Source organism: Fulvivirga ulvae (assembly GCF_021389975.1).
Taxonomy (GTDB): domain Bacteria; phylum Bacteroidota; class Bacteroidia; order Cytophagales; family Cyclobacteriaceae; genus Fulvivirga; species Fulvivirga ulvae.
Map to the genome: position 1 here is coordinate 32,904 of NZ_CP089981.1, position 23,049 is coordinate 55,952.

At 43.4% G+C, this 23,049-nt stretch carries 20 protein-coding genes; 6 read left to right on the plus strand and 14 right to left on the minus strand.

Annotated features, from left to right (window positions below):
* The first annotated feature begins 3 nt into the window (after positions 1-3).
* The 3 genes from LVD17_RS00155 (at position 4) to LVD17_RS00165 (ending at position 1,806) form a co-directional block, all read left to right on the plus strand.
* Positions 4-330: a hypothetical protein gene (locus LVD17_RS00155; protein ID WP_233763831.1), complete on the plus strand. Its 327-nt coding sequence runs from the start codon at positions 4-6 to the stop codon at positions 328-330.
* A 290-nt stretch (positions 331-620) separates the two neighbouring features.
* Complete coding sequence (locus LVD17_RS00160; protein ID WP_233763833.1) at positions 621-1,151, plus strand: hypothetical protein; 531 nt, start codon at positions 621-623, stop codon at positions 1,149-1,151.
* Between the two features lie 67 nt (positions 1,152-1,218).
* On the plus strand, positions 1,219-1,806 hold the full coding sequence (locus tag LVD17_RS00165) for a hypothetical protein (protein WP_233763835.1): 588 nt from the start codon (positions 1,219-1,221) through the stop codon (positions 1,804-1,806).
* A gap of 275 nt (positions 1,807-2,081) precedes the next feature.
* Here the strand turns inward: LVD17_RS00165 and LVD17_RS00170 are convergent, their stop codons facing one another.
* Complete coding sequence (locus tag LVD17_RS00170) at positions 2,082-3,905, minus strand: sensor histidine kinase (RefSeq protein ID WP_233763836.1); 1,824 nt, start codon at positions 3,903-3,905, stop codon at positions 2,082-2,084.
* A 255-nt stretch (positions 3,906-4,160) separates the two neighbouring features.
* Here LVD17_RS00170 and LVD17_RS00175 point away from each other — a divergent pair, with 255 nt between their 5' ends.
* The 3 genes from LVD17_RS00175 to LVD17_RS00185 all read left to right on the plus strand — a co-directional run bounded on the left by LVD17_RS00175 (position 4,161) and on the right by LVD17_RS00185 (position 10,276).
* Positions 4,161-8,690: a chemotaxis protein CheB gene (locus LVD17_RS00175; protein ID WP_233763837.1), complete on the plus strand. Its 4,530-nt coding sequence runs from the start codon at positions 4,161-4,163 to the stop codon at positions 8,688-8,690.
* A 175-nt stretch (positions 8,691-8,865) separates the two neighbouring features.
* Complete coding sequence (locus LVD17_RS00180; RefSeq protein ID WP_233763838.1) at positions 8,866-9,741, plus strand: SRPBCC domain-containing protein; 876 nt, start codon at positions 8,866-8,868, stop codon at positions 9,739-9,741.
* Positions 9,742-9,814: 73 nt separating this feature from the next.
* Positions 9,815-10,276, plus strand: a complete 462-nt coding sequence (locus tag LVD17_RS00185; protein WP_233763839.1) for an SRPBCC family protein — start codon at positions 9,815-9,817, stop codon at positions 10,274-10,276.
* Positions 10,277-11,274: 998 nt separating this feature from the next.
* Here LVD17_RS00185 and LVD17_RS00190 read toward each other — a convergent pair.
* From LVD17_RS00190 to LVD17_RS00250, 13 genes are all read right to left on the minus strand, one after another.
* Positions 11,275-12,222, minus strand: coding sequence for a zonular occludens toxin domain-containing protein (locus tag LVD17_RS00190; protein ID WP_233763841.1), 948 nt, complete (start codon positions 12,220-12,222; stop codon positions 11,275-11,277).
* Positions 12,212-13,006: a hypothetical protein gene (locus LVD17_RS00195; protein ID WP_233763842.1), complete on the minus strand. Its 795-nt coding sequence runs from the start codon at positions 13,004-13,006 to the stop codon at positions 12,212-12,214. Before LVD17_RS00195 ends, LVD17_RS00190 begins: the two co-directional genes overlap by 11 nt.
* A gap of 5 nt (positions 13,007-13,011) precedes the next feature.
* The gene (locus LVD17_RS00200) at positions 13,012-13,485 is read right to left on the minus strand and encodes a hypothetical protein (RefSeq protein ID WP_233763844.1); all 474 of its coding nucleotides are present in this window, start codon (positions 13,483-13,485) and stop codon (positions 13,012-13,014) included.
* A 103-nt stretch (positions 13,486-13,588) separates the two neighbouring features.
* Positions 13,589-13,777 carry a hypothetical protein gene (locus tag LVD17_RS00205; RefSeq protein WP_233763846.1) on the minus strand — a complete coding sequence of 63 codons (189 nt, stop codon included), beginning with the start codon at positions 13,775-13,777 and terminating at the stop codon, positions 13,589-13,591.
* On the minus strand, positions 13,774-14,229 hold the full coding sequence (locus LVD17_RS00210) for a hypothetical protein (RefSeq protein ID WP_233763848.1): 456 nt from the start codon (positions 14,227-14,229) through the stop codon (positions 13,774-13,776). Before LVD17_RS00210 ends, LVD17_RS00205 begins: the two co-directional genes overlap by 4 nt.
* Positions 14,230-14,241: 12 nt before the next feature.
* Entirely contained in the window at positions 14,242-15,768 is a 1,527-nt protein-coding gene (locus LVD17_RS00215; protein WP_233763850.1) for a hypothetical protein, read from the minus strand.
* Positions 15,769-15,770: 2 nt separating this feature from the next.
* Complete coding sequence (locus tag LVD17_RS00220; protein WP_233763852.1) at positions 15,771-16,124, minus strand: hypothetical protein; 354 nt, start codon at positions 16,122-16,124, stop codon at positions 15,771-15,773.
* Positions 16,117-16,452 carry a hypothetical protein gene (locus LVD17_RS00225; RefSeq protein WP_233763854.1) on the minus strand — a complete coding sequence of 112 codons (336 nt, stop codon included), beginning with the start codon at positions 16,450-16,452 and terminating at the stop codon, positions 16,117-16,119. Before LVD17_RS00225 ends, LVD17_RS00220 begins: the two co-directional genes overlap by 8 nt.
* Positions 16,436-17,452: a DUF7192 family protein gene (locus LVD17_RS00230; RefSeq protein WP_233763856.1), complete on the minus strand. Its 1,017-nt coding sequence runs from the start codon at positions 17,450-17,452 to the stop codon at positions 16,436-16,438. Before LVD17_RS00230 ends, LVD17_RS00225 begins: the two co-directional genes overlap by 17 nt.
* Entirely contained in the window at positions 17,452-18,384 is a 933-nt protein-coding gene (locus tag LVD17_RS00235) for an AAA family ATPase (protein ID WP_233763858.1), read from the minus strand. The genes LVD17_RS00230 and LVD17_RS00235 overlap by 1 nt, the downstream gene beginning before the upstream one ends.
* Positions 18,381-20,030 carry a hypothetical protein gene (locus tag LVD17_RS00240; protein WP_233763859.1) on the minus strand — a complete coding sequence of 550 codons (1,650 nt, stop codon included), beginning with the start codon at positions 20,028-20,030 and terminating at the stop codon, positions 18,381-18,383. Before LVD17_RS00240 ends, LVD17_RS00235 begins: the two co-directional genes overlap by 4 nt.
* Positions 19,960-22,647: a strawberry notch C-terminal domain-containing protein gene (locus LVD17_RS00245; RefSeq protein ID WP_233763860.1), complete on the minus strand. Its 2,688-nt coding sequence runs from the start codon at positions 22,645-22,647 to the stop codon at positions 19,960-19,962. Before LVD17_RS00245 ends, LVD17_RS00240 begins: the two co-directional genes overlap by 71 nt.
* Positions 22,644-23,042: a hypothetical protein gene (locus tag LVD17_RS00250; RefSeq protein ID WP_233763861.1), complete on the minus strand. Its 399-nt coding sequence runs from the start codon at positions 23,040-23,042 to the stop codon at positions 22,644-22,646. Before LVD17_RS00250 ends, LVD17_RS00245 begins: the two co-directional genes overlap by 4 nt.
* Positions 23,043-23,049: the final 7 nt, after the last annotated feature.

Sequence of the window (23,049 nt, forward strand, 5' to 3'; positions counted from 1 at the left end):
AATATGAAGCTTGTAGAATTGGTTACTTACTTTAGAAAAGGAGGTTCCTTTGATGAGTTTTGTCGCAACAAATCTTTAGATATCGAGGCGGAAGTTATTGAAGTTTATATGGAAAAACCATTTGATTTAGGTAATGATTTAGCATTTTTCGAAATCGAGAAAACGGAAGGTAACATAGAGTACACCTTCAACGGTGTAACGTATTTTAATCTATTTGATTTTTATTACTTTTTAGATGTAATAGATGAGTCTTGCGAAGGGAAAAACAGTTTAATGCCTGATGATGAGATTGCTCAAAAATTGTTGTCCTATGCTATCCATGATGCTTGAGAAGGCGCTTGCAGAGATGTTGAATATCTGCCATTAAAAATTCCATTGGACGAAGTCACATTGAAATTGTAAAAGCGCCTAGCTTGGAAACATGAATATTGAAAAGACCCCTCCGCCCAATAAAGCGGAAGGGCTTTATAAAACCATGGTAACCAATAACAATCATCATCTGTATCATTACCCTCTCGGGCTATCTGTCAGGGTGTAAAAGTAGCTCTACTGCTCAGGAAAATACAGGCATTCTCTCTTACGAAAACTTTACTTCGGAAGAACTCATGCTGGTATCAATAATGAATAAAAGCCCTGCTATCGGCATTATTCAGGAGATAAAATTATCAGATACGGCACGGCTTGTATCTGATAGTGAATTAACGCCCGCAGAAGAGGCATTTGTCTATGACTTTGACATTATAAACGGATGGAGAGAGGATATGAAATCTGACACCGTCATAACAAAAGATCAGGGCCCTGTAATCCTGACCGAAACAAGGGATAATTGGATAAAAAATGTACAAAGCACTTCTAAGGTGAAATTACTGGCGAGTATTGAAAATGAGGGGATCAGATTATTGTTAGTCTTATTCAAGCAGGACATTAGCTTATATAATCATTCAAGCCGAATTTATGCTTTTGGGATTGTGAATAGTGAAGTAAAATCCATAGTTCGGGTTGCCGAATCCAGCGCGTATGAAGACAGTTACATTAAGTCATTTACCATTCTCGATGAGGGCAGCTTTACTTATAATGAAGAATATAAAAATTCCCCAAGTGCAAGCGTGGTGTACAAATATTCTAAAGAGGGTCATATAACCCCATTATAAACACAAGAAAATAAACTTTGATAAGCGGCCTTCGGCAAAGCGGAGGCTGCAATAAAACCAACCAAAAATGAGGAAAATATTTTACGCGCTTATAGTGTGCGCCATGGGTTTGAAACCGGGTTTCGGACAGCAATTACAAGAGGGAGAAAAAATCTGGAGCGCGGAAGACAGGCTGAGCGTTGATGATTTTAAAATAAAGATCAGTGATGCAAATAGTGATGTCGTTTTTGGTCAATTCTACATGAATCATGTCGCTGGCGGGTTTGACTTTATGAAAAGAAACTTCAATCAAAACGTTACCAATGTTTTCTCAGGAAATGCGTCCTGGATAGACACTACCGGAGTGGTGAGTGTTGAAAAGATAATTGAGTATCAGCAAATGCAATTTGACCTCTCCGAAATCCAGGCACGAAAGTTCAGAAAGCGCTTACTGGAAAATAAAGGGCAAATAGCCAAGGGCATGAGCATTGTTAGTCAAATCAACAATGAAATTACAGCCGAGCTATCTGAGCTTCGCCTGAGTATGGCAATGGAAACCGAGAGCGGAAGAAACGAACAAAAGGTTGCGGAGTGGAAAGAAAAGATTGCGGCAGAACTAAAAGCACTGGACTTGTTCCGCTATGAGAACACAAAGAAAATCAAGCTTGAAAAATAAAGTTATTCTGAGGTTCGGAGCTATGAGAGTCAAGTATCAAGTCCAGTGTAACGAGATAATTATTGATGGACGCAAGAAAAAATGCAGAATTTAACTTCGCTCTCACTCTGCTTCCATAGGAAAATATCAAACACTGATTTGGCAGAATCAAGTTTTTTAAAAATTGGCATTGGTAGTCACTGTACTGGTCAATCGGGAAATATTTTTCTATAAAAGTATTCCTTCGAAGGGGGCTACTGTTAAAATTTCACGGCCCGATAGGTAGCCCTCATGACCTATGAATGTAATGGTAGCCTGAATTTGAAAACGGAGCCTTTACCTGCACCTTCACTTTCGGCCCATATTTTACCGTTATGCCTTTTGATAATCTCGTAAGAAATATACAATCCCAATCCAATACCTTTAAACTGATTGGTAAGGTTTCTTGAGCGGTAGAATCTACTGAAAAGCTGTGTGGCTTCTTCCTTGCTGATACCAATACCAAAATCTCTGACAGCCACCTCGAGTTCACCTCTTAATCTTAGAACGCTAATTACAACTTCATTTGCATCCGGGGAATACTTTACAGCGTTTGACAGTAAGTTAGTCATGACCTGTTCTAAACGAATTTTATCACCAAAAATGGTAATGTTAGTATTACCCTCCACTTTAATTTTATGCTTTGAAGAATGTATTAAGGCCTGCTCCACACTATCTTCAATTACCTCGCTGATTTTAAATGCTGTAAAAGAATATTCTATTTTACCGAATTGGATTTTTGAAACATCAAGTAAGTCGTTAATAAGTGTGGATAGTTTGTTTACCTGTAAATTTGCCTTGCCAACAAGTTTATTTAACTGGTCATAGGAACCGGATTGTATAAGGTGCTCCATCAATTGTACAATCGCTTTAACACCGGTCAATGGGGTTTTTAATTCATGACTGGCAATTCCTATAAACTCATCCTTTTGCTTTACCAGGTTTTCTTGTTCCGTAATATCCTGGAAAAACCAGACATAGCCATAGTTTCTGCCTCCATCACCATTTATCGGTGAACCATGGCGATAAAAAATTCTTCCATCTTTAAAATATAACTTTTCCTGGTTGATCTCTCTATTCTTATAGCATTGCAGTACCTTCTTTATAAAGTTTTCAGAGTCAATTAGTTGTTCTCGTGCAGTTTGTAGGGCAAAAGCATCCAATTGCGTATCCATTATTTCTGCCGGGAACTTCCACATCCATGCAAACATTTGGTTGAATACCTCCATCTTACCTGAGGGAGCAACAACCAAAATGCCCAATGGCGATACTTCCTGTAAAGCTTTTAGCAAACTGTTTTGATATTGCAATTTAGCTTCGACATTTCTGAGGGCAGTTATTTCGGTGTTAGTGCCGAACCATTGAAGTGTCGCCTCTTCTCCGGTCTGGACCGGTACTACCCGAGTTAGAAATGGTCTAAATTCGCCATCAGCACCCTTGATTGGGAATACCATTTCAAATGGTACTACATTTTGTAGACTGGTCTTCCATTTTTCTACCACAACTGGGAGTATTTCAGGATCATGAACTGATTGCCAGCCCCAACCTTCCATTTGTTCGGGAGTGGTACCCGTATATTCGTACCATTGAGAATTATACCAATAGATCCAACCTTCCCGATCGGCCACCCAGCATAAATTAGGGATATTGTCGGCAAGCATCCTGAAACGTTGCTCACTTTCCTTCAGAGCTTTTTCCGCTTGTTTACGAGCGGTAATATCCTCAATGGTAGCTATTATATTCTGCGCCCTTCCTTGCTTATCTTTTATTACTGACAAGTGAACCTTTCCCCAAACTACCGATCCACTCTTATGTAAATACCTTTTTTCTTTAGTAAATTCATCCACTTCACCAGAAATGATTTTTTTTACTATGCCAATATCATCGCTTCTCTCTTCAGGGTGAGTGATTTGCCTAAAATCTTTTTGTAACAGCTCTTCACGAGTATAGCCCAACATTTTTGTGAAGACAGAATTCAAGTGTAACCACTTCCCATGCATGTCGGTAATAGACATTGCCACCGCGACTTTTTCGAAAATAGCCATGAATCCGACATCACTTCCTAGATTTAACTGTTTCACAGTACCTTCATTCTCTTTTTTTCCAGATCGCGCATATATAATTTTAGTTGAAAGCGACAAAAGCCCTGCAAAATATATGAAGCAAGATGTGCAAAATTAACTAATATGCAACTATTAGAATAGTAATATATTTGTAGGGGATATTATTTCAGTTAATAATTAATCCAAACGCTTTGTATAGAGAACTATGAAGTACCTTTTTTGTTTAAGGTAAGACATCAAAACCTTGTGAACTTATATGTTTAAAAGAGAGATATGGAACAGAAGCTGAAACTAACGGTTGGAATAGGTGCCTCTGCCGGAGGATTGAAAGTGTTGAAAGAACTCGTCAGTACCTTTCCCCCCGAGACTCCTATGGCTTTTATAATAGTTCAACACCTCGACCCTACGCACGAGAGTGTACTCACCGAGCTATTAAGCAAAGAATCAACCCTATCAGTTCATGATGCTCAAAATGGTCAGGAAATAGAAGCTGGTCACATTTATGTAATCCCTCCTAATACTTATCTTGAAGTTAATGATGAAAAGATCAAACTGATCGATCCGAAGCATCCTCACGGCTTCCGAAAAGCTGTTGATCACCTGTTCCGTTCACTGGCCAACGACTGTAAAAATGAATGTGCCGGTGTATTACTTTCCGGGGCTGGCAGTGATGGAACGGCTGGATTGCGGATTATTAAAGCTGCCGGTGGCCTGTCTCTCGTGCAAGACCCAAATACTGCTGAACACCCTAGCATGCCTCAATCGGCTATAGAAGCGCACGTTGTAGATAAAATAGTTTCTATTAAAGAAATCTATAAAATACTTGATAGCTACGTCAATCATGTCCTTTCTTTTGAGGGACAAGGAAAGGAAAGAAAACCTTTTATAGGTATTGACAACTTAGAGGAGATTACCGCGATTCTTAAAGAGTATGCAGAATTTGACCTAAGACAGTACAAGCCAGCAACAATTCAGCGCAGGATTGCCAGGCGCATGAGTCTCACCGAAACTATAAGATATAGTGAATATCTTCAAAAACTACGTAGCGATGAAAAGGAAAGGGAGCAACTGACGAAAGACTTGCTTATAAATATCACTGATTTTTTTAGGGACCCGGAAGCTTATGAAATATTAGAAGAGACAGTATTACCTGAAATAATCAATAAAGTTAGCTCAGAAAAGGACATTCGGGTATGGGTTCCCGGTTGCGCCAGTGGCGAAGAGGCTTACTCCATTGCCATCCTACTACTAGAGGTACTGGATAAACTAAAGAAAAAGAATGTTGTCAAAATATTTGCCACAGATATTGATGAAGATGCCATAAAAACGGCGAGAAAAGGAATTTATCCGGCCAGTGTAGCGGGAGAAGTGCCAAAAAAAATCCTGGATAAATACTTTGTAAGGTATAAAAATTACTACAAGATAAAGGGGCAGGTTCGTGATCTTATTTCTTTTGCGACTCAAAATGTGGCTACTCATCCTCCGTTCTCCCATATCCATCTTGTAAGTTGCAGGAACCTGTTGATCTATCTTAAAAAAGAGGTACAGGAACGGGTATTGGATTCTTTTTATTTTTCATTGGAGGGTGACTCCTATTTATTTTTAGGTAGCTCCGAGTCCTTTGGGAACAGGTCACACTTTTTTAAACCAGTTTCAAAAAAATGGCGAATTTATAAGAAAATACCTGGCCTCGAAGAAAAAAGAAGCTACCAAACATTCCACACGGGGAAACGAATTAAAAACAACACCGACCGACCTGAGACATTTAAAGTAGGCAAGGACCGGATTGCAATTACCCGGTCGGAAAGAATACGAAAGTCAATATTGAAAGCTGTAGTTCCCCCTATGATAGTTGTTAATCGCGATAATCATGTGCTATACTATCATGGAGAGCTAAAGCCATATTTGATTGTCCCTACAGGTGAACCGCGTCATGATATTACCCAACTTGTACTTCCAGAATTACGATCCCGATTGCGGAGTGGATTGTATAAGGTAAAGAAAAGTAGTGAAAAGCTTATTTTTCACTGTGACATCTCTTCTGAAAGCAAGCAACCTCATCATAAGAGGACAATTTGCCTTGAACTGATTCCTTTATACGATGAACACCTCATGGACGAGACTGTCGGTATAGTGTTTAAAGAACTTGATGAGGCTGATTATGAACATATAGAAGGGGTGACGAGCGCTGATGAAACACATGTAAGTCAAAACTTGGAATTGGAACTTGCCGAGACAAGGGAAGAGCTTCAGAATACTATAGAAGAACTTGAAACAACTACCGAAGAGCTTAAGGCATCACATGAAGAGGCTCTATCTACCAACGAAGAACTTCAGTCTGCCAACGAAGAGCTTGAAGCCAGCTCTGAAGAATTACGCTCTTTGAATGAGGAGTTAAGCACCGTAAATTCTCAACTAAAAGAAAAGATACAACAGTTGCAAAATGCCAACAACGATGTTGAGAACTTCTTTGCCAGTACAGATCTTCCTACAATATTCCTTAATCCGGTTTTGGAGATTCAACGGTACACCCCTGCCGCAGAACAACTTTTAAAAATGGGCCCTAAGGATATAGGTCGTCCAATATACTCTTTAGGTCGGGATTTGGTGGATGATGATCTTGCAGAGGAGTGTAAAAGAGTATTACATAATTTTCAGCCTATAAAAAAGGAGAAATGCTCTTATGATGGAAGGTGGTATATCCGACAGATAACACCATATAGGACGGAGGAACGCAAAATTGAGGGAGTGGTACTGGTCTTTCAGGATGTCACCGAAATCAAAAACCTTTCCCACCGAGCAGAGGGACGCGAGCGGCAACAGGCTGTGGTGGCAAAACTAGGAATGCTGGCCCTTAACGGTACAGATCCTAAAGAATTGATGCACCAGGCTGTTCGACAAGTTGCACATGTGTTGAACGCTGACTATTGCAAGGTATTAAAGTATCAGCCCGAACAACAGAACCTGCTTATGGTAGCTGGAATAGGATGGCAAGAAGGTTTGGTAGGTAAAGCTACTGTCCCCGATGATAGAGACTCTCAGGCAGGGTATACCTTAATGGCCAATGAGCCAGTGATCGTTAAAAAACTATCAGAAGAAAAGCGATTTACAGGCCCTGATCTATTAATAAATCATCGGGTGGTCAGCGGCATGAGTTGCGTCATCAACCACTCCGACCCTCCGTTTGGAGTGTTGGGTGTACATAGCACAAAGCATGAAAAATATACCATAGATGACGCCAACTTTCTGGTATCAGTAGCTAATATGCTATCTACAGCAGTAAGAACAAAAGAACATCAGGAAAATCTTTACAATAGTGAGGAACAGTTTAGAACTATGGCAAATGCCATTCCTCAGCTTGCCTGGATGACCGATGAAACAGGGTACATATTCTGGTACAATCAGCGATGGTATGATTATACTGGTACTTCGTTAGATGCAATGAAAGGTTGGGGGTGGCAGAAGGTTCATCATCCTGATCATGTTGACCGTGTGACCGAAAAGTTTGAGAAACACCTGGAATTGAAAGAGGAGTGGGAGGACATATTTCCTTTAAGAAGCGCTTCAGGAGATTACCGGTGGTTCCTCTCCAGGGCTATGCCTATTACCAACCAAGAGGGAACTGTTATTCGCTGGTTTGGCACTAACACAGATATTACTGAACAACGAGAATTGGAAGCCTCCCTTAAGGACGCTGTAACACGTTTGGAAGAAACCGACAAACGAAAAAATGAGTTTTTGGCTATTTTAGGTCATGAATTACGTAATCCACTTGCTGTTCTTAAAGGAAGTGCTGAAATCGTGGAAACTGGAATTGCCAAATCAGAGGATGTAATCGACACTATGTCCAGAAGCATTAATACCATGACCAAACTTCTGGACGATCTGCTGGACCTATCCAGGGTATCACGTAATAAAATAAGATTGCAATTAGAGCTGGTCAATGTCAGTGAAATACTTAGCAGTAGATTACTTACCATACATAGGCAGTGTGACATAAAAAATCAAAAACTGGATCTGGATATTGAAAATGATCTTTATATCAATGCAGATCCTGCACGATTAGAACAGATTTTTTTGAATCTGCTAAGCAATGCTTGCAAGTACACACCAGAGGGTGGTCAGATAAAAGTCAAAGCATGGAAAAAAGATAAGTATGTTTGTATTCAGGTTACAGATAATGGTTTTGGTATCCAACCTGATCAATTAAACAGTATTTTTGAACCATTTTATCAGATTACTCCGGAAGGAACAGCTGCATCAGGTCTAGGTATTGGTTTGGCATTGGTAAAAAACCTTGTTGAATTGCATGGTGGTACTATCTCAGTGGATAGTGGTGGATTAGGCAAAGGCACAACTTTTGAGATATGCTTTCATGTGGCTAACGGTAGTATCCAACTGAATCGATCAAAAGAAGATAAGACCCAAGCAGAAATACCTCAGGATATTGTAATTGTTTTAGTTGATGATAATCCTGATATTTTATCAACTTTTTCCAAACTATTGGAAAAACATAAGTGTAAAGTGTACTCCACGGACAATGGAAAAGATGCTGTAAAATTGATTCAGGATAAGGAACCAACAGTGGCATTTGTTGATATTGGATTGCCGGATATGTCAGGTTACGAAGTTGCAAGAGCGCTACGAAAAAGTGGCTACAAAAACTGTTTGATCGCCGCATCAGGTTATAGCCATAAAGAAGCACAGGAAAAAGCGATAGAAGCGGGGTTCAATCAGCATTTATCAAAACCTTACAGTTCCAAGGAAATAGGTCATATTTTGATTGAAAATAACGGCAATTAGATCCAGAGCTGAACCTCAACAAGTCGTAACGTCTATTTCATCTTAAAAGCAATCGGGATTACTATTCATATTTCACTTAAAATAACCAAGTAATATTTCATAACGCAAATAATTCCAACAATTTTCGGTATATAGTAAGTTAACTTACTATATTTGTACTTACAATTTAATAACCATGTTTGATTACAATGATTTCCAGTTTAGAGATGATAATGATAGTCCAGACTATTTTCTATGGCGGGTTTTCATTGATTGGCAGAACAGAAAAAACCTATTAATTGGAGATTATGGTGTCACCTCCCCACAAATGACGGTATTGACTGCTATTTATTGGCTGATCCAGAATAGGCAAGAAACAATCCAAGTTGCTGTTGCTGGTGCCGCCCAAATGGACAAAATGACAACCTCAACCGTTTTAAGGACATTAGAAAAAAAAGGACTGGTAACTCGATCAGAACAATTAAAGGACACACGGACAAAAGTAGTTAGCTTAACCAAAAAAGGGTTAGAATTAACGGTTAAATGTCTAAAGCGAGTTAACGATTTTAATATAGACTATTTTTCAGCTTTGGGCCAATCAAAAGCTATGTTCATCAACATGCTGCAACAAATTTTAATAATTAATAATATGCAAAAAGAATTCAAATCTACTTATGAAACTGAAATTGCCGCTCCAATAGAAAAAGTTTGGGATGCTTTGATCAATCCGGTAATTGTAAAGAAATACTTCTTTGGCTCGAATCAGGAAACAGATTGGAAAATAGGTAGCCCTATTCTTTGGACTGGAGAGTATGAAGGTTCATCCTACACTGACAAGGGCTTTGTCATGGAATTTGTTCCCCATAGCAAACTTTCATACAGCTATTTAAGTAGTTGGAGCGGCTTGGAGGATAAACCGGAAAATTACCTTTTGGTTACGTACCAAGTGAAAACAATAGAAATGGGAACAAAGCTGACTATAACACAATCTAATTATGATGAAGAAAAAGCAAAACATTCTTCTGAAAATTGGGCTGTGGTAATAGATGGACTCAAGAAAATCGTTGAATAAATTAAGTGAAGGGTTAAGTGCATTCTGAACAATTAACAATAAAGAGCAACTTAGAAAAAATACTTTAACTAAAATGGAGAACAAAATACCGGTCGTGGAAGCACAGATGCTTATCAGAAAGCCAATTTCAATAGTTTTTCAGGCGTTCATTGACCCTTCTATCACGACCAAGTTCTGGTTTAGTAAGTCTAGTGGAAAGCTTGAGACGGGTAAAACCATAACCTGGGAGTGGGAAACGTATGGAGTGTCCGATACCATAAGAGTCAAAGAAATTGATCCTCAAAAGAAAATATCCGTCGAATGGGACAGCCCTGCAACAATTGTAGATTTTGTATTTACCCCCCTTTCGGATGAAGAGACATATGTAGTGATTAAAAACTATGGGTTTAGCCAAACCGGTGAAGATTTAATTCAAGCGATCAAAGACAACACGAGCGGTTTCACGACAGTGTTGGATGGACTAAAGGCGTATTTAGAACACGGTATTAAACTAAATCTAATTGCCGACAAATTTCCTAATGAACACGGAAAATAAAGTGAGAATTTAGCAGGAAAAATTATTTTAGGGAGATGGGAATTTTATAAATTCTATTGCCGATGTAGACATGTACGAAGACGCAAGGAGGGGGTCCGAGTCAATAATCCGAGCCTCTGAGAGGAAAGCGATCAACTTCACAAAGCATTGTAACGATAAAAGACACACCACTATGAATGGCTACTGCATAAGGTGCCAAGTAACAATAAAGTGTGATCCCCTAGCTCCCTATTGCAGAAGTTTTTATGGTTCCTGGTCTAACTAGGGAGATGAAACTATAATGAACGATGTTATCATGGCTGCGGAAAGGCGATTTCGACAATATCAAAGAAGGCGCCACAATGCCCAGAGTGTTTTGAGCTAAATCCTGTTTATCCATGATAACATACAAAATACGCTTGTCGGTCAATTCCTTAAAAATTTTGCAGAAAGACTGTTGACTATCCCCCAAGCTAATAACTTATATTCGCGACTATGATCAACTTCTCAAATCGGTTACAACAAGATTTAACAATCGTTGAATTAATTAAGCTTCTTAAATCTGCCTCTGGAGATATAAGCAATCCCACAACAGGGTACATCCTGGTACCTGCATCCCAGTTATCAGAAGCCTCAAAAGCCTCACGGGATACCATTAGCTATTGTGAAGAGCATCAATTTATTGAAATCAGGCCTGCTGGTAAAAAATGTTATGAGCTTCGAGTTACCGAAAAGGGGCTGGCTTTTTTCCGATCGCAACCTAAATCACTCCAGTAAATCAGACTGATAAGGAATTTACTATTAAACAGGAGCGGTATTTAGAGAGTAAGGCAAGAGACGGCTTATCGCGTTCATAATCCTTACTCTTTTTGCTTTTATGACAGCTACTTATTTGAAAAAATCCACTAAGTCTTCTTTGTTTTCAGAATATCCTTTAGTAATGAATTGCTTATAGCATGAAGTTTTCCTGTTTCAGCTCTTCAATAATTTTATCAAGTTCCGTTAATTGTCGCCGAAGTTCATCTATGTCCACCATAGTTGGTGTATCTATTCCAAATATTACTACAATCGTCATGGTACCTCAGGTATTCAGCTATTAACTTGACAATTGCATCATTCCTTGTTTTATAAACCGGCTTGTCCTTAAAATCCCTTTCATTAAGCATCATCCTGACCTTTTTACTTTCTTCCTGATCTATGTATTTTTTGGCCGCCCTGATGAAAGCTGCCCTGCTACACCCCCGGATCTTCTGGTTTCTGATGTTGACATACACATAATAACTTTTGCGCCTTTTATATTCCGTGTCATCAATGGCTCCCTGGGCAAAGGCATCTGATGCAAGGTTGTACTGTTCATCAACAATGAGTTGCGCTATCCGCACCAGATAATATTTTGGGATCCTTTCCCTGTACCGGGTAACGTCGTCAACCTGGTGATGGAGCCGGAGCCAGAAACAGTTTTGCCACTCGGAGGTGGTAATCTTAGCGATGGACTGATGGGTTAACAGGATGTCTATTCCCTTATGCCGAATCGTACACAATGCCCCGATCATTGCCTGGCCCTTCGCTCCACTCATGTAATGGTCAAGGTCGTCCAAAATAATCAACCCATTTCTGAAGTGCTTGAGGATTTTAGCAACTACCGCCTTCTTCTCATCATCATCCATTGGGCTGCCATCAGGATTAAACGGCCTGATCCTTCTTGCCTGCACATTGACAAGCGATTTGAGATGGTCTGGGCTAACAGTTTTGTAGGTATAGTCATCATCATTGGTATCGAAAGCCAGGGCTTTGCGCCCAACCTTTCCGGTTGCCGGGTTATCACGCATGTAGTTGAGGATCTCCAGCTTGTTGCGATAGGTTTTCCCCACGCCCGTTTCGCCACAGACCAGGAAGACCATCGGCTGGCGTTCCAAATCTTCAGTCCTTCTAACCGGCGCACGGCTTACCTGATGGTTAATTTGCATATTCAGCCTCGATCATTTCAGCATCGTCTACCACTTCCATAACCGGAGTCTCCACATCTTTCTGGTCAATACCCTGGTCAGGTTCAGCCTTCCCGTTTGCAAAGTCCTGTTCAGCATTTCTTTCTTCTTTAATGATACCCATAATACGCTCTACAAGCATTTTATTTTCCGCCCTTATCTCCATTACGGCCTGTCCTTTTTTCATGAGTATGGACAAAGCAGCGCCCAGCAATTGTTGTTCCGGTGTGAGCTTGGTACTCTTCTTTTTGACAATGGCAACAAGCAATGGGCGAAGCAGGGCTTTATCTTCCTCATCCAGCATGAGCCTTTTAACGTTTCGCTCATTCTGCTCATTAATGACCTGTACAATTTCATCGAACTCATAGAATTCCTTGTGCTTCTTGATCTTCACAAAGAAGCCGCAGCCCACTTCCATGAGGTTATCGGTAATGCCCATAAAGGTATCGGCCACCTGCTTTGCGCTAGCCGTAGGAAGTTCAAAAGCATCATCCATGGTATCATCTCCCGGGGTGGCCTGATAATCCTCATTGATCTCCTGCTCTGGTGCATCATAGTCCCATATTTCCTTTTCAGGGGTTTCGTCCATACCTTCAGCTTCCCCCTGGTCAGTCTGTTCCGGAACTTCCAGCTCTATTTTAGCAATGTCCTTTTCTTTGACCGGCTGGTTTAATGGACTTTCGATTTCGTCAGCCATTTCCTCAAATACGATGTCCGCAAAGTTCTGGCTTAGTGCTTCTTCTATTTCGTTTTTTATTTCTACCATGGTGTTTACTGTAATTTTGAAATGAATGTGATAGTTTGATATTCAATGGTTTGATAGCGGTCATGGAACACTGGATGGTACCGCGCAACCGAAAGGATCTCTGAGCATTTATTGCTATAGTAGATCACATTGCGTTTATTCTGGCTAAACCGCTCACCGATTTTGCCGAAACTTTCATTTGTGTGCTTTCTGAGCAAGTGATAAACAGCCATCCTAGCATCCCGGTACTCCCTGACATTGCTGGTATAAAACTTTTTGGGTGTAAGGTCAAAGACCCTGATGGTCTGAGCAATGATGTACTGTGTTATTGCATTTGTCCGGTCCAGATCGCCCACTTGTACATCCTCGTCATTAGCCACACTCCGTAAAAGTTTTACAGTATTTACCAGACCTATTTTTCCGAGTACCTTTTCAAGGTTTTCATGCAACTGGTTATAGTTGTAGTCCTTTCTCGGGTTGGTGATTGCGTGGTTTTCCATAGTCAGTTTTTAACGTATGCCGGAAATTTGGTTGAGTAAAAACGGGCCAAATTCCCCTTACTATCCTTCGATTTATATGAATTTCAGGTTTATTCCTGTTGTTTTACCTGAGACGGTAAACGTCCCCACCGTTGATCTTGTAGCCTTTCTTTTTTCTTTTACTATAGAATTTACCCCGGGCAAGCTTCTCGGCCTGCAACTCATCCTCGGCTTCCACCTTGATGGTTGCATGGGAAGGCCTGCCTGTGGGGGTACTATAAAAGATGCTCACCTGATATTGATGCTTCATCATGAAGTCCTGACCAGGTCATAGGTATGCACAAATATCCCGGTGCGCTCCAGTCGAAAGTTGCCAACACTTACCCGGTTCCTGGAAAGCTCTACCTGAAACCCCATGTCCCTGAGCGTTGACCTTCGCAAGCCTTTCTTTCTGCCCATTTTCCATAGTTGCTCTAGAAGCTCTTTGTCCGATTTGGTCTTAGGCTTGTCGGATGCAGAACCTTCCATTATTTCATTATTTTCCAGGTATTCCTCATACTCTTCCAGCATGTCACCATAGATTTCTTTGTCCAGCTTTCCCAGCTTATCGCGTAATACCAGCGCATCAGTACCTATCGTTTCATCCAGGCCTGAAAGCATCATACCGAACAGCTTTATCTTTTTTCGTAAGCCTTCGGAAAAGGAGTCCATGGCCAGTCCATTGATGCCCATAAACTCCAGGTGTAAATAATCGTTGTTTTGCATGATATAAAGTCTTTAAAGTTTAAGGGCTTCTTTTACATACTTTGGCAGGTGCTTTTCCAGTTGCTCCTGTTCAAAATGCGCCTTCAGGTATTTCGCGGCCTTGGCGGGATCATCTTCAAAGTAAGCAATCGCCTGTTTAAGATGGTTGATTACCTCTATAGCCGCTTCTTTCAGCGTTTGTTTATCTTTGCTGATTTTGGGCACAAGCTTGTCAACATCCGGAAGGTCTTTTTTCCAGCGCGCAAGGATAGTTTTTCTCTCTTCTTTTGCCGTTTTTTCTTCCAGGGCATCAAACTTCTCTTTGATAGCATTGGCACCGGCTTTGGCTTTCACTTTGCTCATACCCCAGGCACGCACCAGCTCCCGGTGGGTATGCAACAAAATCCCTTCGGTCTTTTGCTGTACTTCCTGGTCGTCCTTCAGCTTGTCGGGAATAATGCTGATCACTGCCAAAAGTTTCTCACGGAGCTGCGTGTACCTTGTCTTTTTGGGTTTTGGGCCTTCTGCTTCACGTTTCTTCCGGTTATGCTCCCTGATCACGGCACGGCAGGCCTCTATGTCCCCTTCAATGCCTTCCAGCTTTTCCATAAATTGCTTTGATTTCTCCCTCTTTGATGGAACCACCTCAGGGATAGTCTTTTCACCCAGGGCAACTATTAGCTTGTTGACTAAGGCTATTGCAGATGTGGCTTTAGGATCTTCCCTGATTTCATCGAGCCAATCCCGAAAATTTTGTATAGCCTCTTTTACCAGGTTTTCCAGCTCGTCACCGTTGCTGTCAAGGGCTTCTTCCAGGTCCATCCTTGCGCTGGCTATGACAATTTCTGATTCACCTTTCAAGTCTATACCCAGGTCGGTCAGCTCATCTATTACTTCTCGGATCAGGGCTTTGGTAAGTTCTGGCTTTGCCTTGCTTTTTTTACTGTTCCCATTTTTGGGGAGCTGTTTATTTGGCTTTGGCTTCTTTTTACCAATTTTTGCAAGCAGGCCAGCGATGATTTTAGCAACTTGTTCCCGGCCTTCTTTTACCGAAAGGTCTACAGACCCCAGCCGGATCAATTGGTTGTGTTCAATGGTTTTCTCCCAGCTCAAATAAGGTTCTACCGCCTTCTTTATTCCTTTTGGTAGGTTTTCGTCCTCAGATTCCAAGGCATTTTGTAGCCCGTACATCGTATTCTCAAGGATGTCCTCCAGGTCACTACCCGGATGGTCATCCCTGATTTCGTCAAGTTCACGGATGACTTTATCAACCAGTTTTCTCAGTCCGTCCGAACTACCTGGTGAAGCTTTTACAGCCTTTTCTTTTCCACTGGCTTCACTTTTTTCTTTATCGGCTTTTGGAATCGCCTCCGGGGCATATTCTTCCACCATGCTGTAAAGCGCATCGATATTTTTTGCCGCTTCCTTTTCAAAGAACTCCTTATCTTCTTCATGGTTGTAGTCCTCGATAATTTTGTCAATCGCTGTTTTTAGAGCGGATATATTGTCAGCTTCGGACTTACTAAAGTCCAGCGCTAACAGGTCTTTTATTGTTGCCATTGTTATGCTGCTAGTTTTAATTTTAGTTGAAGTATCTCAATCGCCCGGGAGCGTTCCTGTTCCTGGATCCGGATGCGGCTTTCATTGTCCGTCTTAGTGCTTGGTTTCTTCCCGTCTTCTTTCTTTGGTTTGTCACCTGGCAGAGCGATCCCTTCACGTTTTAATAGCTGAATGAACAGGGCATCCGCCTCTTTGGCTTTGTCTACTTCCTGTTTGAATCCTCCAGTCTCCCGGCTGATCATTTCATAAGCCTTGGCAGGATCAAATTTGCTCCCGGTCAGCTCCATGATCTTGCCCTGTTTTCTGACCTGTATTTTGTTCAGGTCTGCGGGGTTTACTTTTTCCAGTTCATACATAGTTTGATAGTTTATGGTCATTGGAGAAAACCTGCTGGTAATGGGTTTTCAGGCTTTCAAAAAATTCATTGGCCTCAGCATTGTCGGCATAATGCACCGAGCATTGCAATGGTTTGCCGCGCCGGTCAAAGCAGGCATAGCGGAAGCATTGCACCGGCCTGTCGGGATTGTCAATATTGATGGTTGTCCAGCGCAAAACCAGAGTTCCCTTTCTCATGGGTGAAGTCATGATCCGGAAGTCCCGGCAATGGGTACCACAACCCTTTGTCAGCTTGCGGCCATGATCCATGATCCTGTTGATGATATTGCTGTTAATTGAATAAGCCATTGAGTTTTGTTAGTCGGTATAGTTCAATAATTTCTTTTACCTCAAGAGCTGCTGCCTCCAGGGAATACCGCTGCCCAAATACAAAGCCTCCATTATCCAGGGCGTTGACAAACCCGTCGCTCATTCCTAGCTGCTGTCTTCCAAGCCCGTCAGGGATGACCAGGTCAAAGTAGTCCGCCAGGGCAATCAAGGCCTTGAAGCCCCTGAACCTGAAATACCGGGGATCGGAACTCATCAGGAGGATTTGATTGAGGTCTGCTTTGTCCTGGAAACGCTTTACCCGCACAACACCTACGGTTGTCTGTCCGGAAAAAATGCTGGCCACCAGCACGTTCACTTCTACCGGTATGTTTCGCCGTTCCAGGAATGCTACCAACTCGCTGCAGGCCAGACCTGTATATAGCATGTCCTGGCCCTCGACAGAAGCGTTACCACCTGCCAAAAGGTACAGACGTATGGCCGGCAAAGAGCTATTACGGTTTTCAAACCAGGCATAGGCCTTTTTAACGGTTGTAACAATTCGAGTCCTGCCTAATTCGATATTAAGCTGGCTGTTGGTTTTGTCCAGTTTACTGGACAGGTTGACCCTTTCCAACCTTTGCAGGCTCATAGCCGCCCGGTCAAAAGAGAAGACCCCTAAACCCCGGTCATTATAGGCCATTCTCGGTATAGGAAGTATCTCCCGGTCCAGATGCTCAAGGTAGGGGTATAAATATTCCCGGATTTTTGGCCGCAATTGCTCCGCCAGATGGATCCCTGAAAATTGCTCATGTTCATTCAGCTCATCAATACTTGCCGGTTGTGGTTCACCATACCAGTCTGTACCATTGCTTAGTTCATAATGGGCATGGCTTACTTCTCCGCGCCATCGTGCTGCATTTTCCAGTGACAACATTTCGGCTTGTCTGTCCACAAAACGGTGGAAATCAGTGACACTGTCAAATTCCAGATAATTGTAAGTGTCACCTCCTGAGCGAACAGTATGTTTATTAAGCTCCACTATCCTTGTCTGCGTTTATATTCAATCTGGAACACATCTTTCATGGCCTTGCCTTTATAGGAGTTGTAAAAGGCTTCCAGGTTTACTTCGGCAGCGACCTTCCTGGCCTTGTCCTGGCTCATGGTATTCATATAGCTTTCCAAAGCATCTTTGAGCGTTTTTCCGTTGGGTAGTTTTTTGACCATGCCCAGCTCCCTTTTCATTTCCAGCTCGTAGGTACGCTGCATGTTCATCATGGTCCTCAAGGTCATGATGTCCTCTGTATCGTCATCGTTTGCACCCTTGCCTTCATACCGGAGGATGGATTTTCGAAGTTTCAGGCATATATCGACAACAGCCGGATATACGAGGTGCCGCTCCAGTTTCTCATTGAAACCAATTCTGTAAATGCAGCCACTAAACCTGTCAAGCAATGAAGCGTCCTGGACATTATTTCCAACGTAGCTGCTGCTGAGGCTTTTGCCAAGTACGTTTCCTGTTGCCATGCAACCAAACATCGGGTGTTTTTTTACGGGTTCGCTTTTACCATTAAAGATGATAGCCCCATCTTTGGCGCTTTTTGCCAGTGCATCATTAAGGATCCCCGCCGTGTTTGCATCTAACTTCGGCATCTCTTCCAGGATAAGGATCTTGCCTTCACGCCATGCCCTGATAAGCCGGCCTTCTTTGTAGCCTTCGATGGTCTGGCCACCGATCAGATCGATGGGACTCGTCCACTGATTGCAGTTGACTATGACGTAGGGCAGCTCTTCACCGTCATTTTCCTGCCTGCCAAAAAGGGAATAAGAGATTTTTTCTGCCAACGTAGTTTTGCCGGTTCCGGCACCGCCAACCAGAAAAACATTGTTTCCGGTTGCAAGGTCATCCAATACCTTCACGAATTGGGGAATGTCTTCGGCCTCAGGCACATCAATTCTATATTCTTTTCTCATACCAGTTCCAGTTCTATTTTAAGTTGTATAATGAGTTCGTCCAGGATGGTGATCTTTCCGATCAGGTCTTCATAGGCGGCCATGCCCAGCTCCTGAACACCATACCTGCCAAAGACAAACTCCAAATTGCCGTCCTCATGGGCATTGTTCAGTATAAATACCCCGAGGGTTTCAATGATAGATTCAACAGGCTTGCTTTTTACAGCTTTTAGGGTTGCTATAAGTTCATCGTGAATAGCAGTATTCTCAATGGCCGCCTTCCATTGAAAGTAAGGTTCCGAGGCATCCTCAAAAACCGGCACCAGGGAGTAGTTGTACTTCTCTTTATCCTTTAGCGGCCGGCTATAGATCACCAGGCCAAACGCATGGGCAGGTGAAGGCTCTTTATATTCCCGAAATCCACTGGTAGGATTACTGCCTTGCCCATAAGGGCGCTGTAGTTCGTAGATGTAAATGCCGTCAGGGCGATCAGTACGCTTTTTCCAGTCTTCTTCATTTTCGATTTCCCATTCTTCGAGCTGTCGGGCTTCACCTAAATACTGGAGGCCGTGGGTGTCCAGTTGCTTGAGGAAGGATCCAAGGTTGCTGACTGGCAATACGGCAGTCATCTCTGCGGCGTTCTGCACAAAATCGGGCAACTCATCTTCACTTTGGCCTGCCTTGCGCAAGATCAGTTGGCGCAATCTTTCGTCAGTGTGAAGCGAAAAATTACCTTTCTTCATAATGAAGACCTGGAAATGGTTACTATCCATCTTTTCCAGGCGTATGCGTCCCGCGTTGTCAATAAAGGTCTTCCCGGTCTCAAATTCCATCAGTGCTTCGAGTGCATCAGAAACGGGCAGCAAAGCAGATTCGCTGTCTTCGCTATCGCCGTAATTCCTTGACATAAGGATACCGTTCTTAATAAACCCGTCGATGGTGTTGTATCTCGCCAGCTTGTTGTACATACCAATTGAATCGGCAGCAGCCACTAAATTTTCAGTAAGGATATGGCGCTTCTCGCGCGACATGGAGGCCGCTTTAATCATGGCATTCCAATTTTCGTTGGCCTCCCTGACTTCTTCTTCGGTAACATCTTTGCTCTCGGCATATATGTTACGTAGCTCGCTCAACCCCTCGCCAAACAGGTTTACTTCCACCAGGGAGCGCTGGTCTGCGACGGCAAACAGAAAGGTCACATTGCCCAGTGTAAAGGGGTTGTCCTTGCTTCGATCAACACTGATCCCGCAGAAAAAGCCAAGGCTGCTTTGCAAAGTAGCGGGAACAGGTACTTTCACCACCTGTCCGGCGGGCCAGTAGTCAATGGAGGAGATCAGTACCTCCCTGGTACGTTCCAGGTCTTTAAGATATTCACCCATCGAGCGTTCTTTTTCCTCAATCAGGGCGGTTAACCTGGCTTTCTGCCGCTCCACTTTTTTGTCTGCTTCGGCATTTTCTTTATCTGCCGGCATTTTTTCCAGCTCTTCAAGTTCTTCCTTCAGCTTATTGATTGTCTCCTCGCGGCTCGCCCTGCGCTCTTCCACTACCTTTTCATGGTTTTCATTGACCTGGTGGGTAAGCTCGGCTTGCAACTGGTCAGGCTTCATATCCCCGAGATGGCGCTCGATGAGTGCTTCTACCTGGTCTTTGGTCAGCGGCTTGCGCATATTGTTGACGATGCTCACTTCCCGCACCGTATGTCGGCCAAATGGGGTATTGCCACCACTGCCTTTGCGGTAGAGAAACTTGGGCTTCTATCCTGGCATCCAACTTTAAAAATTCTGTTTCCAGGTCATAGGTGCCCCGTTCTTTCTCCCACTTGATCCGGTGTTCATACCGGGAGAGCAGGTCGTTATACACCTTGTCCTGCTCTGCAACACTTAGAAGGCCGGCACGTCCCGTTACTTGTTTAATGGCACCTTCATCGCTATCATTCCGTACATAGCTTACATCTCCAAATTTCCCTATTACCCTGTGATAAGTAGGCCATCCCATTCTTTCCACCAGGCCTTGATTGTCCGACACCCATTCCCAGGCTACCTTGTCTCCATACTTATTGAAAAAATCAGGGCTTTTGAGTGTATCATCATTGGTCTTTTGCGATCCCGTGGTGTTGGCATCCAGGCTTTTAAGCTTGGCTTTCAGCATGGTCATTAGCCTTTTCTCCATCGGGATGTCGCTGGTGACATAATAATATTCAGGAAGTTCAACCTGGCCTGTACGGTTGGTACGGCCACGTTTTTGGACTTCGGTGTTGATGTCCAATTCGAACTGGTGAATGATCATGGCACGGATGCGTTGGTCTTCAAAGTCTTTTGATGCATGGGCGGAAGACCCTGTACTGCCAGATTGGTTGATTAGCAGCATATCATAATGCCCCTGGTTGAATAACCGGAACGATTTTTCAGTATCAGCCCGAAAGGCCTCAACGATTGCCTGGTCAGCTTCAAAGCGAATGCGTTGGTTCCGGCCTGTCACTTCGGCCACCCGGAAGGTCTTGCCGTTATGGCCTCCAAGGTGGGCAGGCTTAGGGGTGTTTTGAATGATGTGCAAAAGCTGGTCAATCGGAGAAATCGTTAGCCCGGTATCTTCTTCGGCCATGGCCTTTTTCAGGGCATGATAGGCCTGCTGTCCATTGGCAGGGAGTTCCTCCAGCTCAATGCGCATGCGGGTTTTCTCGCCTGCAATGTCAGTATAGCTGTAGTAGAAAATAGAATCCAGGCCTTTCATGAGTGTGCGGGAGAAATCCAGTTGTTCCTTTTGCAGGGCATCGCCGCTGGCAAGGTTCAAATCTTTTAAAAAAGCCCCCATTGTGGACTTAAAGGCGATCACGACTTTTTTGTCCTCATGCAAAAGCCTCAGCGCTTCTTTGGCAACCTCTTCGACCTTCAAAGCAAAGAGCATTTGGTCAACAATATTAAAAACCCGTGAAAAGTAGGGTGCCTGTTTCACTCCTAAATTTTGGGGCCTGCTGTCCATGTGTTCACCTGCTTTGCGGGTTTCGGCATGGATATCATTGAGGATTGGCAAAATAAACCGTTCTTCAAACTCAACTACCTGGTTCATGAGCCTGATAATCCTGTCCACACTTGCCCGGTTCTTGCTGCGTTGAGGTTCTTTGTCCAGGACTTGGTATTCTACGCGGATACCTTCACCCGAGCGCTGTCGGCGGATGAGCTGCCCGCTTTCGGCCAGGTTGGAGGCGACGATTTCCTGAAGTGCCAACCCGCCGCGTTGCATTGCCCCGACGAACTTTTCATCCTCCATGTTGGTCTCCTGTATAGAGGTCTTCTTGCCATAGAAGGGCATGACTTCCGGGTATTTGGCAAACGTTGCACTTAAGAAACAACAGGCTTTGGTTCTTGGGAGTACTTCGCGCATCCATTTCCCGACAATCGAGTCAAAGCTTCCCGCCATATGGCTCTCATCAAGGATAAAAACTACTTTTTTGTACCTCTTGCTGCCTTCAACACCCCGGCTAACCAACTGACTCAACCACAATCTCTTATAGGGCTGCGCGGCCTGCACTTGGGAATAGGTACAGAAAATGCAGTCGTATCCTTCAGGGAGATAGTCAATGGACTCGGTCAGGGTGACCGTTGGGTATTTGTCCGGGTCGGGCAAGGGTTTATTAATGCTCTTGTGGTATTCTATCGATTCGGGGCTTTCAGTAGGAACTTCCCGGCTGATTGTCAACAGCTCCTTTTGCTGGTTGGGGCTCAAGGGTGAAAATACCACATGCCCGTCAGCATCTTTGATCCTGGCGTTGGTGTCTGTATTAACGATGAAAGGGCGTATCCTGTCAAAGCCGATACTTTTCAGGTCGCGTAACATATCGGTGAACAAGTCGGGCTTGCGGGTGAAAAATATGGGCAGGTAACCGTTCATGGTCGCATGGCGGATAACGGCTGCCGCCTGACGACCTTTTCCTATTCCGGTTTGGTCCGCGATAATGATCCCCATGTCCTTATCGAACTGTTCCAGGTACAAGGCAACGGCATCGACCTGCTCGGCACTCAGGCTGTTCCAAAGTTCCTGTACGGTAGCATATTTCAAATGGTCGCGGACATAGTTGTCGATATTCCCACGCCTTTTGACCACTGCGCTAAGGGCTTTTTGCACTTCAAAGGCCAAGGTTCTCGGAATAAGTGTCTCCATCTTAAAGGTGGCCTTTGATTTGGGTACGTAGGTGACCAGCGCATCCTGGCTGGCGGCCATGGCGGCGGCTTCTTCAACGCTTATAGGCGATAATTCTTCTATAGGTTCTTCCAGCATGGGCTTCATCGGTCAAAAATGGTTGAAAGGGTTTCCAGGTAGCTCTTTAGGGTGATCTCCTGGTAGATGGCCAGGCCTTCGGATTGTGGAAGGCCGCCACGAACGAGTGAGGCTTCAGGTAGTGAGGGGTCGAACACTGACCAGTTGTCTTTTAAGTCCCACAGCGCCTTTTCCATAGCGCCACTCTGGAACAGAAAGGTGGCGATTTCTTCCACACTTTCACCTGAGTTATAGGTAATACCTAAATAGTCCTCGATCATACCTATAGGGTTTTCGCCTTGTTCCAGGGATGCTGCGATAAGTTCATGCAGCCGGATAAACAGGGCGGCTTCATGGTCATTATAGTTAGTGAAGGCTACCGGGTTGCTCACCGCGTAAAGCCTGACCTGGCTTTCAGTTGTCATTAATTGG

Coding starts and splice junctions, on each gene's coding strand:
- LVD17_RS00185 (WP_233763839.1), top strand. CDS start 9,815: ATGGAGAACAAAATACCGGTCGTGGAAGCACAGATGCTTATCAGAAAG.
- LVD17_RS00245 (WP_233763860.1), bottom strand. CDS start 22,647: ATGAAGCCCATGCTGGAAGAACCTATAGAAGAATTATCGCCTATAAGC.
- LVD17_RS00250 (WP_233763861.1), bottom strand. CDS start 23,042: ATGACAACTGAAAGCCAGGTCAGGCTTTACGCGGTGAGCAACCCGGTA.
- LVD17_RS00160 (WP_233763833.1), top strand. CDS start 621: ATGAATAAAAGCCCTGCTATCGGCATTATTCAGGAGATAAAATTATCA.
- LVD17_RS00155 (WP_233763831.1), top strand. CDS start 4: ATGAAGCTTGTAGAATTGGTTACTTACTTTAGAAAAGGAGGTTCCTTT.
- LVD17_RS00180 (WP_233763838.1), top strand. CDS start 8,866: ATGTTTGATTACAATGATTTCCAGTTTAGAGATGATAATGATAGTCCA.
- LVD17_RS00190 (WP_233763841.1), bottom strand. CDS start 12,222: ATGCAAATTAACCATCAGGTAAGCCGTGCGCCGGTTAGAAGGACTGAA.
- LVD17_RS00220 (WP_233763852.1), bottom strand. CDS start 16,124: ATGTATGAACTGGAAAAAGTAAACCCCGCAGACCTGAACAAAATACAG.
- LVD17_RS00200 (WP_233763844.1), bottom strand. CDS start 13,485: ATGGAAAACCACGCAATCACCAACCCGAGAAAGGACTACAACTATAAC.
- LVD17_RS00205 (WP_233763846.1), bottom strand. CDS start 13,777: ATGATGAAGCATCAATATCAGGTGAGCATCTTTTATAGTACCCCCACA.
- LVD17_RS00225 (WP_233763854.1), bottom strand. CDS start 16,452: ATGGCTTATTCAATTAACAGCAATATCATCAACAGGATCATGGATCAT.
- LVD17_RS00165 (WP_233763835.1), top strand. CDS start 1,219: ATGAGGAAAATATTTTACGCGCTTATAGTGTGCGCCATGGGTTTGAAA.
- LVD17_RS00175 (WP_233763837.1), top strand. CDS start 4,161: ATGGAACAGAAGCTGAAACTAACGGTTGGAATAGGTGCCTCTGCCGGA.
- LVD17_RS00195 (WP_233763842.1), bottom strand. CDS start 13,006: ATGGTAGAAATAAAAAACGAAATAGAAGAAGCACTAAGCCAGAACTTT.
- LVD17_RS00240 (WP_233763859.1), bottom strand. CDS start 20,030: ATGCGCAAGCCGCTGACCAAAGACCAGGTAGAAGCACTCATCGAGCGC.
- LVD17_RS00235 (WP_233763858.1), bottom strand. CDS start 18,384: ATGAGAAAAGAATATAGAATTGATGTGCCTGAGGCCGAAGACATTCCC.
- LVD17_RS00215 (WP_233763850.1), bottom strand. CDS start 15,768: ATGGCAACAATAAAAGACCTGTTAGCGCTGGACTTTAGTAAGTCCGAA.
- LVD17_RS00210 (WP_233763848.1), bottom strand. CDS start 14,229: ATGCAAAACAACGATTATTTACACCTGGAGTTTATGGGCATCAATGGA.